The sequence below is a fragment of the Amycolatopsis sp. NPDC058340 genome (assembly GCF_042723975.1).
Classification (GTDB): domain Bacteria; phylum Actinomycetota; class Actinomycetes; order Mycobacteriales; family Pseudonocardiaceae; genus Amycolatopsis.
Genome location: NZ_JBHXIB010000034.1, coordinates 71,158 through 82,125 on the forward strand (window position 1 = coordinate 71,158; position 10,968 = coordinate 82,125).

At 70.0% G+C, this 10,968-nt stretch carries 13 protein-coding genes; 8 read left to right on the top strand and 5 right to left on the bottom strand.

Annotated features, from left to right (window positions below):
• Window positions 1-294: 294 nt before the first annotated feature.
• Window positions 295-1,368 (bottom strand): type VII secretion protein EccE, encoded by a 1,074-nt coding sequence (locus ACFWIW_RS29480; RefSeq protein ID WP_378371474.1) that lies wholly within the window; start codon window positions 1,366-1,368, stop codon window positions 295-297.
• Between the two features lie 146 nt (window positions 1,369-1,514).
• Between ACFWIW_RS29480 and eccB the strand changes: the two genes are divergently transcribed.
• From eccB to ACFWIW_RS29495, 3 genes are read left to right on the top strand one after another with little or no spacing between them, the layout of a single operon-like run.
• Complete coding sequence (gene eccB / locus ACFWIW_RS29485) at window positions 1,515-2,939, top strand: type VII secretion protein EccB (protein WP_378371475.1); 1,425 nt, start codon at window positions 1,515-1,517, stop codon at window positions 2,937-2,939.
• Window positions 2,936-3,676 (top strand): response regulator, encoded by a 741-nt coding sequence (locus ACFWIW_RS29490; protein ID WP_378371476.1) that lies wholly within the window; start codon window positions 2,936-2,938, stop codon window positions 3,674-3,676. Before eccB ends, ACFWIW_RS29490 begins: the two co-directional genes overlap by 4 nt.
• Window positions 3,673-4,329 (top strand): response regulator transcription factor, encoded by a 657-nt coding sequence (locus tag ACFWIW_RS29495; RefSeq protein WP_016335996.1) that lies wholly within the window; start codon window positions 3,673-3,675, stop codon window positions 4,327-4,329. Before ACFWIW_RS29490 ends, ACFWIW_RS29495 begins: the two co-directional genes overlap by 4 nt.
• Before the next feature lie 99 nt (window positions 4,330-4,428).
• Here ACFWIW_RS29495 and ACFWIW_RS29500 read toward each other — a convergent pair whose 3' ends face one another.
• Window positions 4,429-5,223, bottom strand: coding sequence for a carbon-nitrogen hydrolase family protein (locus ACFWIW_RS29500; RefSeq protein ID WP_378371477.1), 795 nt, complete (start codon window positions 5,221-5,223; stop codon window positions 4,429-4,431).
• An 84-nt stretch (window positions 5,224-5,307) separates the two neighbouring features.
• Between ACFWIW_RS29500 and hisD the strand changes: the two genes are divergently transcribed.
• From hisD to hisB, 3 genes are read left to right on the top strand one after another with little or no spacing between them, the layout of a single operon-like run.
• Window positions 5,308-6,633 carry a histidinol dehydrogenase gene (gene hisD, locus ACFWIW_RS29505; RefSeq protein ID WP_378371478.1) on the top strand — a complete coding sequence of 442 codons (1,326 nt, stop codon included), beginning with the start codon at window positions 5,308-5,310 and terminating at the stop codon, window positions 6,631-6,633.
• Window positions 6,630-7,730, top strand: a complete 1,101-nt coding sequence (locus ACFWIW_RS29510; protein ID WP_378371479.1) for a histidinol-phosphate transaminase — start codon at window positions 6,630-6,632, stop codon at window positions 7,728-7,730. Before hisD ends, ACFWIW_RS29510 begins: the two co-directional genes overlap by 4 nt.
• Entirely contained in the window at window positions 7,727-8,326 is a 600-nt protein-coding gene (gene hisB / locus ACFWIW_RS29515; protein ID WP_007029930.1) for an imidazoleglycerol-phosphate dehydratase HisB, read from the top strand. Before ACFWIW_RS29510 ends, hisB begins: the two co-directional genes overlap by 4 nt.
• A 347-nt stretch (window positions 8,327-8,673) precedes the next feature.
• Here hisB and ACFWIW_RS29520 read toward each other — a convergent pair whose 3' ends face one another.
• The 3 genes from ACFWIW_RS29520 to ACFWIW_RS29530 are packed head-to-tail and all read right to left on the bottom strand — an operon-like array spanning window position 8,674 to window position 10,060.
• Window positions 8,674-9,249: a dihydrofolate reductase family protein gene (locus ACFWIW_RS29520; RefSeq protein ID WP_378371480.1), complete on the bottom strand. Its 576-nt coding sequence runs from the start codon at window positions 9,247-9,249 to the stop codon at window positions 8,674-8,676.
• Complete coding sequence (locus ACFWIW_RS29525) at window positions 9,249-9,725, bottom strand: SRPBCC domain-containing protein (protein WP_378371481.1); 477 nt, start codon at window positions 9,723-9,725, stop codon at window positions 9,249-9,251. Before ACFWIW_RS29525 ends, ACFWIW_RS29520 begins: the two co-directional genes overlap by 1 nt.
• Window positions 9,722-10,060, bottom strand: coding sequence for an ArsR/SmtB family transcription factor (locus tag ACFWIW_RS29530; RefSeq protein WP_378371482.1), 339 nt, complete (start codon window positions 10,058-10,060; stop codon window positions 9,722-9,724). The genes ACFWIW_RS29525 and ACFWIW_RS29530 overlap by 4 nt, the downstream gene beginning before the upstream one ends.
• Window positions 10,061-10,147: 87 nt before the next feature.
• Between ACFWIW_RS29530 and ACFWIW_RS29535 the strand changes: the two genes are divergently transcribed.
• Together ACFWIW_RS29535 and ACFWIW_RS29540 are read left to right on the top strand one after the other, a co-directional pair.
• Complete coding sequence (locus ACFWIW_RS29535; RefSeq protein ID WP_016335988.1) at window positions 10,148-10,303, top strand: hypothetical protein; 156 nt, start codon at window positions 10,148-10,150, stop codon at window positions 10,301-10,303.
• A 55-nt stretch (window positions 10,304-10,358) separates the two neighbouring features.
• On the top strand, window positions 10,359-10,913 hold the full coding sequence (locus tag ACFWIW_RS29540) for an NADAR family protein (RefSeq protein WP_378371483.1): 555 nt from the start codon (window positions 10,359-10,361) through the stop codon (window positions 10,911-10,913).
• The last annotated feature ends 55 nt before the right edge of the window (window positions 10,914-10,968 follow it).

Below are 10,968 nucleotides of genomic sequence, written 5' to 3' on the forward strand. Positions count from 1 at the left end.
GGGGGGGTTTTGCTAACCCCTCTTTCGAAAGGTTGAGGGTTGCTATTGGGGCTTTCGCAACGGGGGCCCACGGGCGACCTGGGCCGAAAGCGTCCTTCGCCGCATCGGGCGCGGCGAAGGGCCCTTCGGCCCGACGCCGCACACCCATCCGCCCCGTCGTCTTTGTCTTACCCCCTCAATGAATGGGTACTTGCCTCGCGCAACTACCGCATTCAGAGGACGAAATGCGTCACGTCCGTGGCGGATTCCTTCCCTACCCTCAGTGAAGAAAGGAATCCTCCACGGACCGTCCCCTCAGTTCTCCAGCGCCAGCGGCAGGGTCCGCCGGACCGCCGCCGCGTGCCGTCCGTGCAGCGGGGTCACCGCGATCCCGCTGGGCCGCACCGTTTCCGCCCCCGGCCGCCCGCCGACCCGGATGGTCACTTCGGACTTCTCGCGCCCGCCGGGAGAGCGGTACAGCGTGTACGAAGTCGCGGTGAACGCCGAGCCGGGAACGTGAAGATCCAGTGTCCGCGCGAGATCCCGCTCCGACCGTGGCCGGTAGCAGACCTGCGACGCGCCGCCCCACTCCCAGGAACGCCAGCCGTCCACCGGCGCGTCGTGGCCGCTGCCGAGCGCCACGCGCAGGTTTTCCGCCACCTCGCCGGCTTCGAGCACGGTGCTCTCGAACCCGGCTTCGGCCAGCGCGCCCATGAGCGAAAGCGCCGCGCAGGCGGTGCTCCGCAGCGCGCCCAGTTCCCCACCGCCCCTGGCGAGCGCCGCGATCGGCGCGTCCTCGGGCCGGTACCGGACGGTGAGCCAGCGGACACGCAGCACCGACTGTCCATTGGGGACGGTCCAGGTCAGCAGTTGCGCGCTGGACAAAGGGATCCCGGTAGTCGTGTACGCGTCGCGCAGGATGCCGACGAGGGTGTCCGGCGCGGGAGCCACGGCGCCGGGGGTGAGCCGGACGATCGCGCTCCAGCCGTCGCTCACTTCGGCGACACCGAACCGGTTGCCCGCGCGGTCGACGTGCTGACGCACCCGGACCGGACCGGCGAGCCGATGCAGCGGATCGGGGACTTCGGGCTTTTTCCGGCGGTTCAGCCGATATCCGGCCCAAGTGAGCACCCAGCCCGCGGCGTGGCGTCCGGCGAAACGGACCGAAGTCGTCAGCACGAGAACGCCGGCGACGGCGGCGACACTGATGCGCGCGGCCTGAGGGATCCCGTCGACGGTGAAGGCCAGCAGGATCGCGATCCCGGCGATCTCCCAGAGCGCCGCCTGCAGCGGGCGGACCGGCAGCAGCCAGGGCAGCGGCGCGGCGCCCGCGACGCGGCGCGCGGGTGTCTCTCGCCGGACCGGGCGGGCCGGGGCGTCAACCGACAAGGAATTCCCCTCCTCCGTGCACGCGCCCGACGGTAGCCCCGCCCCGCGCGGGGGAGGGGCGTAAAAAATACCCTCACCGCGAACCTGGGCCGGACCTAACGTGAGCACCCTCGAACGGGTGGGCACGAACGGCGGGGGACGGGAGCGTGTGGACGCAGCGGGACCAGATCCAGGCCTACCAATTCCTCCGCAGGAGACTGGTTTCGGCACTGGTCTCGGCTGACGCGAACCATCCGGTCGCCCCGAGCCGCAGGCTCGTCATCGGCACCCTGTGCGGCCTCGGTGTGGCGTTGCTGGTCACCGCCGTGTTCGGCGTGATCGGCCTCCTGAACCCGTCCGGTGGCAAGGACTGGCTCGCGGGCGGCAAGGTGATCGTCGAGGAGGGCACCGGCGCGCGCTACATCCTCGGTCAGGACGGCGCCCTGCATCCGGTGCTCAACTACGCCTCCGCGCGGCTGATGGCCGGTGGCGACGGCGAGGCCACTGTGACCGTCCCTTCGGACAAGCTCGCGAAGGCGCCGAGGGGTTCGCAGATCGGCATCCCCGGCGCCCCCGATTCGCTGCCCGCGGCGGCCGCGCTCGTGAACACCCCGTGGACGAGCTGCTCGCGCACGACCCAGGACGCGCCCGCGTCGGCCGAACCGGAGACGACGGTGCTCCTAGGCGCGCCCGCCGCCGGGATCGACCTGCCGAGGGATCAGGCCGTCGTGGTCCGCGTTCCCGAGGGGGAGCGCTACCTCGTGACGGCCGGGCGCCGCTACAAGCTCACCCCGGAGGCCGCCACGGCGTTGCAGTTCGACACCTACCCGGCGATCGCGGTGTCCTCCCGGTGGATCGGCACCGTCGCCGCCGGACGCGATCTGGCCTACCGCGCGGTCGAGGACGCCGGGCGTCCGGGCCCGAAGGTCGGCGGAGTCTCGACGAAGGTCGGTTCGGTGCTCGGCGTCGTCGACGCGATGGCGTCGCCGAACGACGCGACGTCGTACTACCTCGTCCGTGCCGAAGGGCTCGAACCGATCGGCCAGACCGAGGCGAGCCTGCTGATCAACACCCCGCGGAACGCCGACGCCTACACCGGCGTCCCGGCGCCCGTCGCGGTGCGCGCGGCCGACGTCGCCGCGGTGCCGAAGGTCGGCACGGCGAGGGCGGGCGGGGCCGATCCCGCGGAGTATCCCGACCGGATCCCGCGAAAAGCGCCCGTTACCGGACAGTCCGTGACGTTATGCGCACAGGGTTCTCGAATCGTTATCTCCGCACAGGTCCCGTTGCCGCAAGGTGCGAAGGCGATCCCGGTGACGGCGCGGACGGACGCGTTGGTCGCCGACGCCGTCTTCGTGCCCCCGTCGGGGGGCGCGGTGGTGGCGGAATCCGGTTCCGGCACGGTCTACGTCGTCACCGACACAGGCCAGAAATACCCGGTGGCGAGCACCGAGGCACTCGCTTCCCTCGGCTACGGCCAAGCCGACCGGCAACCGGTTCCGAATGGATTGCTGGCACTGGTCCCGCGCGGTCCCGCGCTGGATCCGGCGCAAGCGGGCCGTGCGGTGCCCGCGGCGGGTGGGACGGGGTGATCGGGAACGTGCAGAGGACCGAGGACAGGCCGGAGACCGACCGGGTCGACGTCGCGGTGATCGAAGACCATCCGTTGTACCGGCACGCCGTGGTGCGGGTCCTGACCGAGGCCGAAGGCATCGAGCTGGGCGCGGTGGTCGATTCGGTCGCCCGGTTCCACGTCCATCCGCAGCCGCCCGGCAGCGTGGTGCTGCTCGACCTCGGCCTGCCGGGGATCGCCGGGCCGGCGGCCGTGCTCCAGGTGTGCGAACTGGGGCATCACGTGCTCGTGGTGTCCGCGCAGGCCGAGCCCGAGCAGGTGCTCGGCGCGATCGCGGCCGGTGCCAAGGGTTTCCTGTCCAAGGACGTCGACGTCGACGAGCTGCTGACCGCGATCAGGACGGTCGCGCGAGGCCGGGCCTACGTTTCCGCGGTGGTGGCCGGAATGATCATCAAGGACAACGCCGACCGTCCCGGGCCGGCTCCGGACGTCGCGCTCTCCGCGCGGGAGAAGCAGGTCCTGCGGCTCGTCGCCGCGGGCGAACGCGACGTCGACATCGCCCGCATCCTTGGGATCGGAGTTCGGACGGTTCGCGGTTATCTGGACCGGATCCGTGACAAACTCGGAGAGAGAAGGCGGGCCGGTCTGGTCCGCAAGGCCATCCAGCTCGGGCTCGCGTCTCCGCCGGAGGTGCCCGGTCCGTCTCGGCCGGTCGCGCCCCGCGCCGACGCGGGCGGATTCGAAGGACGCCGGTGAACGCAGACGAGCAGCAGCCGAAACGCAGTACGCCGATCAACGTCGGGGTGATCGAAGATCATCCGCTGTACCGGGACGCCGTCGCGCGTGTCCTCACCGAAGCGCCCGATATCGAGCTGGGTGCCGTCGCGGACTCCGTCGCGCGGTTCGCCGTCCAGGAGCAGCCGCCCGGCAGCGTCGTCGTCCTCGACCTCAAGCTGCGCGGTGTCCAGGACGCCGCCGCGGTGCTCGAGGTGGGGCAGATGGGGCACAAGGTGCTCGTGGTGTCCGCGCACGCCGAGCAGCCCGAGGTGCTGGGCGCCATGCAGGCCGGGGCGAAGGGCTTCCTGTCCAAGGACGTCGACGGCGACGAACTCCTGCGCGCCATCCGCACGATCGCCGAGGACAACGCGTACGTGTCGCCCACGCTGGCCGGGATGATCATCCAGGACAGCGAAGACCGCCACGCCGGGCCCAAGATCGTCCTGTCCGAACGGGAGAAGCAGGTCCTGCGGCTGGTCGCGGCCGGCGAACGGGACGTCGACGTGGCGGAGATCCTGAACATCAGCGTGCGGACGGTGCGGTCCTATCTCGACCGGATCCGGGACAAGACCGGCGAGCGGCGGCGGGCGGGATTCGTCCGCGTGGCGATCCGGGAAGGCCTGCTTCGCTAGAACCGCGGCCCCGAGAAGTTACCCGCAGGCCGTCGTGCGCGGCGGCCCAGACCCGCCCGGCGGCGCCGGACAAGAACCGACCCGTCCACCGAGAAAACGCTACAGGCGCCGGTTCGCCAGAACGCCCGTCGCCGCCCGCGCCTTCCCGCTGACCGCGGGATCCAGGTCGACGACCACCAGTTCCGGCCCGGCGCCCAGCTGGGTGTGGACGCGGCCGAAACCGTCGGACACCGTCGAGTAGCCGATCCCGGTCGGCGCCTTGGGGTTCACCGGGGTCGAGGTCGTGGCCGGATCGGCCTGCCCGCAGCCCAATACCCAGCAGCCGGAGTCGAGCGCGCGGGCGCGCACCAGCACCTCCCACTGCTCGCGTTTGCCCTCGCCCGCGCCCCAGGACGTGGGCACGAGCACGATGTCGGCGCCGTCGTCGGCCAGCTTCCGGAACAGTTCGGGGAAGCGGATGTCGTAGCAGGTCGCGAGGCCGAAGGTGACCCCGTCGACCTCGAAGGTGGCGGGCGCGGTCCCCGGGGCGACCGTGTCGGACTCGGCGAACCCGAACGCGTCGTACAGATGGATCTTGTCGTAGCCGAAATGATGGCCGCCGCCGGTGACGAGCAGCGTGTTGCTCACCCGCCCGTCGGGCGATGGCGTGAACATGCCCGCGACGACCACGACGCCGTGCTCGTCGGCGAGTGCCGCCACTGTGGACGCCCACGGACCGTCCAAAGGCTGCGCGACGGGTGCGAGCGGGATGCCGAAGCGCGCCATCGCCGCCTCGGGGAACACCACGATCCGCGCGCCCTCGGCCGCCGCGGCCGCCACGCCTTCGCGAATCAGCTTCAGGTTCGTTTCGGGATCCTCGGCCGCCGTGAGCTGGCACAACCCGATTCGCGGCACGGAGGCCTCCCTCATCGTGGGATCGCTGGTCACCACCCCAGTGTGCCTGCTCGGGGCGATCCGGCCACCTCGTACCCTTGACCCATGCTGAACCGTACCGACCTGCGTGGACAGGTCCCGTCCGTTGCCGAGCTCAGGCGCACGCTCCCGCGTGCCGAGTACGACGTGGACGCGGCACTGCATCACGTACGGCCGGTGGTCGAGGCGGTCCGCGATCGCGGCGTCGAGGCGGTTCTCGAGTTCACCGAGAAGTTCGACAAGGTCCGTCCCGGTGGCGTCCGCGTGGCCGCCGCGGAGCTCACCAGCGCGCTCGCGAACCTGGACCCGGCCGTCCGCGAGGCGCTGGAGGAGTCGATCGTCCGCGCCCGCAAGGTCCACGGTGACCAGCGCCGTCAGGACGTCACGACCGACGTCGTCGACGGCGGTACCGTCACCGAACGCTGGATCCCGGTGGAGCGTGTCGGGCTGTACGCGCCGGGCGGGCTCGCGGTGTACCCCTCGACCGTGGTGATGAACGTCGTCCCGGCGCAGATCGCCGGCGTCGGCACGCTCGTGCTGTGCTCGCCGCCACAGGCCGCGTTCGGCGGGCTCCCGCACCCGACGATCCTGGCCGCCGCCGAACTGCTCGGCGTCGACGAGGTCTGGGCCGTCGGCGGCGCGCAGGCGGTCGCTCTGCTCGCGTACGGCGGCACCGACACCGACGGCGCGACACTGGAGCCGGTCGACGTCGTCACCGGTCCCGGCAACATCTACCTCACCGCGGCCAAGCGGCTGCTGCGCGGCATCATCGGCATCGACTCCGAGGCGGGCCCGACCGAGATCGCCATCCTCGCCGACGAGACGGCCGACCCGGTGCACGTCGCCGCCGACCTCATCAGCCAGGCCGAGCACGACCCGCTCGCCGCGAGTGTGCTGGTGACCACGTCCGAGGAGCTCGCGGACGCCGTCGACAAGGAGCTGACCGGCCGCGTCGCCGCGACCAAGCACTCCGAGCGCGTGACGGAAGCACTCGGCGGCAAGCAGTCGGGCATCATTCTTGTGTCCACTGTGGACGACGGAATCCGCGTCGTCGACGCGTACGCGGCGGAGCACCTGGAGATCCAGACCGCGGACGCGCGCTCGGTGGCGGCCCGCGTGCGCAACGCCGGCGCGATCTTCGTCGGGGCGTACGCGCCGGTCTCGCTCGGTGACTACTGCGCCGGGTCGAACCACGTGCTGCCCACCGGCGGATTCGCGCGGCACTCGTCCGGGCTTTCGGTGCAGAGCTTCCTCAAGGGCGTGCACGTCGTCGACTACAGCCAGGACGCGCTGCGCGAGATCGCCGGCCGTGTCGTCGCGCTGGCGAACGCCGAAGACCTCCCCGCGCACGGGGAGGCCATCACGGCGCGATTCGAGGGGGAGCGGGCATGAGCATCGGCGAGGAGATCACGCTCGACGCGCTCCCGCTGCGGGAGGACCTGCGGGGCAAGACCCCGTACGGCGCGCCGCAGCTCGACGTGCCGATCCGGCTCAACACCAACGAGAACCCGTACCCGCCGCCGGACGCGCTGGTCGCCGACGTCGCCGAGGCCGTCCGCGCCGAAGCCGCTTCGCTGCACCGCTATCCGGATCGCGACGCCGTCGCGCTGCGCCAGGACCTGGCGGACTACCTCGCGGTGTCCACCGGTGTGCTGGTGTCGGAGTCGAACGTGTGGGCCGCCAACGGGTCCAACGAGATCCTGCAGCAGATCCTGCAGGCCTTCGGCGGCCCCGGCCGGTCGGCGCTGGGCTTCGAGCCGTCGTACTCGATGCACCCGATCATCTCGGCGGGCACCCGCACCGACTGGCTGCCGGTGCCGCGCCGCGACGATTTCACGCTCGACACCGAGAAGGCGGCCGCGCTGGTGGGCGAACGCCGTCCGGACATCGTGTTCGTGACCAGCCCGAACAACCCGACCGGCGGGTCGATCCCGTTCGGCGAGCTGCGCGGGCTGCTCGAAGCGGCGCCGGGCATCGTGGTGGTCGACGAGGCGTACGCGGAGTTCTCGTCGCAGCCGAGCGCCGTCGAGCTGATCGAGGAGTACCCGGCGAAGCTGATCGTGTCGCGCACGATGAGCAAGGCGTTCGCCTTCGCGGGCGGACGGCTCGGGTATCTCGCGGCCGCGCCCGCGATCGTCGACGCGTTGCAACTGGTGCGCCTGCCGTACCACCTCTCGAAGCTCACGCAGGCCGCCGCCCGCGCCGCGCTGCGGCACGCCGACGCCACCCTCGCGTCGGTCGCCAAACTCGCGGCCGAACGCGACCGCGTGGTGGAAGCGTTGCTGGGCTTGGGATTCACGCCGGTCCCGAGCGACGCGAACTTCGTCCTCTTCGGACGGTTCGCGGACGCGCCCGCGACCTGGAAGTCCTATTTGGACAACGGTGTACTGATCAGGGACGTCGGCATCGCCGGGCACCTGCGGGTGACCATCGGCACGCCGGAAGAGAACGACGCCTTTCTCGAGGCCAGCAAGGAGGTGCCGCGATGAGTCGCGTCGGCAAGGTGGATCGCACCACCAAGGAATCGTCCATTTCGGTCCAGCTCGACCTGGACGGCACGGGGCAGGTGGAGATCGACACCGGTGTCCCGTTCTACGACCACATGCTCACCGCGTTCGGCGTGCACGGCTCGCTCGACCTCAAGGTGCAGGCGACCGGTGACGTGCACATCGACGCGCACCACACCGTCGAGGACACCGCGATCGTGCTCGGCCAGGCGCTGCGGCAGGCGCTCGGCGACAAGAGCGGTATCCGCCGGTTCGGCGACGCGTGGATCCCGATGGACGAAACCCTCGCGCACGCCGCGATCGACGTCTCCGGGCGGCCGTACTGCGTGCACCTGGGCGAACCCGAGCAGTTCAACAGCTTCACCATCGGCGGGAACTACCCGTTCGTGCTGACGCGGCACGTGTTCGACTCGCTGTCGTTCCACGCGCAGATCGCGCTGCACGTCCGGGTGCTGCACGGCCGCGACCCGCACCACATCGCGGAGGCCGAGTACAAGGCCGTCGCGCGGGCGCTGCGCGCCGCCACCGAGCCGGACCCGCGGGCGGGCGGCATCCCGTCCACGAAGGGCGTCCTCTAACCCCCGCGTTCAGTCCTCTGGATGCGTTCCTTGCGTGTGCAACTACCGCATCCAGAGGACTAACTGCGCTAGGCGAGCGCGGCGTGTCGCATACTGGGGCTCGCCTGCGGGCCTGACGCGATACGACTGTCCATAAAGGATGCCCATTCTGCCGTTGCGTCGGATTTGGGTTGCGCGGGGGTCGTGAGTGGCAATGAGGGTTAGAACGACCTTCGCCACTCACGACCCTCGTCAAAACCGGACGTTGTGACATCGATCGGGCACGCGGCCGGTGTGTTTGTCCTTTGTGGACATTGGATGCCGGGGTGGCGGCCATCTTATCGCGAAGTCGGCGGGGGCTGACTGCGTTAGGTGAGCGGTCCGGCGGGTTTGTAGGTGTTCAGGGCGACACCGGACGGGGTGGTCGTGGAGCCGACGAAGTCCAGGGTCTGGGCGGGCGTTCCTTCGGCGAAGAAACGCTTGCCCGTACCCAAAAGAAGCGGATAGACAGCCAGCACGACTTCGTCCGCGAGCCCGTTTTCGAGCAGTGTCGACGTCAGCGTGGAGCTGCCCGAGAGGATGAGATCCGGGCCGTCCTGCGCCTTGACGCGGCTCAAGGCGGGGATGATGTCCGGGCCGATCCCCTCGAACGGGCCCCATTTCAGGCTTTCCGGCCGGTGGGTGACGACGAACTTCGTCGCCGCCTTGAGCCGGTCCGCGAACGGCTCGCTCGGCGCGTCCGGCCAGAATTCCGACCAGAGGTCGTAGGTGCGGCGGCCGAGCAGCAGGTCGAAACTTTCGGTGTGCGCGGCCAAGAGGGCTTCCCGGCCGGCGGGGGTCCGGTAGGGCGTGTTCCAGCCGCTGTACGGGAAGCCGTTCTCGTCGGCGGAATGCTGGATCACGCCGTCGAGTGAGATGTGCTCGATGATCTTGAGCTTTCTCATCACGCCTCCAGGAGTGCGTCGAGCTGGGGCATCGCGGCGCGGAAGCCCTCTTCCATGCCGGGGATCGTCTTCTCCATGGCTTCGACACTGGAAAAGCGCGTCACGTGGATCATCCGTGATCCCTCGGCCGTCGACTCGAAGGTGAAAGTCATCGAAGTGGGCATGTCCTCGTCGCCGGCGTTGTCGTCACCGTCGTGCACCTCGAACGAGTCGATGGGATTCACCGCGGCGAACTTCCAGGAGTTGGGCCACTTCTCGCCGTTGGGGCCGGTCAGGAAGTATTCGGCGCGGCCGCCCGTTCGGAAATCGTGATGGGTGAACGTGGCGGGCGCGAAGGGTGGCCCCCAGAAGCGCTCCAGTTGTCTTGGATCCTCCCAAGCCGCCCAAAGACGCTTCCGCGGAACGGGAAAGTCCGCCACGACCGTGAGGTGGAGTTTCTCGGGATCCTTGGTGACCGAGGTGACCGGCATCGTCATTCCCCTTCCCGGAGGACATCGTCGAGCTGCGCCACCCGCTGGCGCCAAAGGACTTCGTAGGAGTCGAGGAGTTCGGTGGCGAGCCGGAGCCGCTCGCGGTCGGTCGAGACCAGTTGTTCGCGGCCGTTGGCGCGTTTCCGCACGAGCCCCGCGCGCTGGAGCACGGCGACGTGTTTCTGCACGGCGGCGAAGCTCATCTCGTACCGCGCGGCGAGCTCGGACACCGACGGCGCTTCCGTGATCGCCCGCGCCAGGATGTCGCGGCGGGTGCCGTCGGCCAAGGCGCGGAAGAGCTGGTTGAGCGACTCCTCGCTCTCCTCTCGAAGTACAACCATGTGGTTGTACGTTAGCCGGGTCCGGTCGCCTCGGCAAGGGCGAGCCCGGCGCGGTCACGGTCGCGGGGGTGTGGCAGGGTGGCGGTCGTGAGTAACACGACCATCGCTGTGCTGCTGTTCGCGCTCGGCGGCTTCCTGATCGGCGGCGTCTACGCGACCTGGAAGAGCGTCAAGTTCATGGCCGTCGTGCTGGGGATCGGCGCGCTGCTGGCCATCGGCGGCGCCATCGCCTGGCTGGCCTGAGCCAAGCCCGGTAAATCAGCTGCGCGCCGCGACGACGGCGAGCATGCTGTCCGGCATGTCCGGAAACCCGCGCTCGGTCGCCGAAGTCGTCCGGCTCCAGCGATCGGGGAGCCGTGTCAAATTCCTGTACTTCTGGGGTCATCGGCCCCGCCGGGACGGCACGATCGGGCCCGAATGCTTCAGCCAGTGGTGGCCCGCCCGGTTCACCGCCGACGGTGAAACCTTCCCGACGGCCGAGCACTACATGATGTGGCGCAAAGCCGTTCTGTTCGACGACGCCGAGAGCGCGGCGCGGATCCTCGGCGCGCGGCATCCGCGTGAAGCCAAGGCGCTGGGCCGCGAGGTACGGGGATTCGAGGAGGCCCGCTGGGAGGACGAACGCTATGGCATCGTTCTCGACGGAACGACCGCGAAATTCGGACAGCATCCGGATCTGCGGGACTTCCTGCTCGGCACCAGGAATCGCGTGCTGGTCGAGGCCAGCCCGCTGGACACGGTCTGGGGGATCGGGCTGGCCGCCGACCATCCGCATGTCGAAAACGCCGAACGCTGGCGCGGGCTGAACCTGCTCGGCTTCGCGCTGGGAGAGGCTCGGGCGGCGCTCACCTAAGTACGTGAAGGCCCCCTTCACTGCGCTAGACGCAATGAAGGGGGCCTTCACGTAC

Bases quoted from the DNA above. Each gene is read 5' to 3' on its own strand.
- ACFWIW_RS29530 (WP_378371482.1), bottom strand. From the start codon at position 10,060: ATGGTTGTACTTCGAGAGGAGAGCGAGGAGTCGCTCAACCAGCTCTTC.
- hisB (WP_007029930.1), top strand. From the start codon at position 7,727: ATGAGTCGCGTCGGCAAGGTGGATCGCACCACCAAGGAATCGTCCATT.
- ACFWIW_RS29510 (WP_378371479.1), top strand. From the start codon at position 6,630: ATGAGCATCGGCGAGGAGATCACGCTCGACGCGCTCCCGCTGCGGGAG.
- ACFWIW_RS29525 (WP_378371481.1), bottom strand. From the start codon at position 9,725: ATGACGATGCCGGTCACCTCGGTCACCAAGGATCCCGAGAAACTCCAC.
- ACFWIW_RS29540 (WP_378371483.1), top strand. From the start codon at position 10,359: ATGTCCGGAAACCCGCGCTCGGTCGCCGAAGTCGTCCGGCTCCAGCGA.
- ACFWIW_RS29520 (WP_378371480.1), bottom strand. From the start codon at position 9,249: ATGAGAAAGCTCAAGATCATCGAGCACATCTCACTCGACGGCGTGATC.
- hisD (WP_378371478.1), top strand. From the start codon at position 5,308: ATGCTGAACCGTACCGACCTGCGTGGACAGGTCCCGTCCGTTGCCGAG.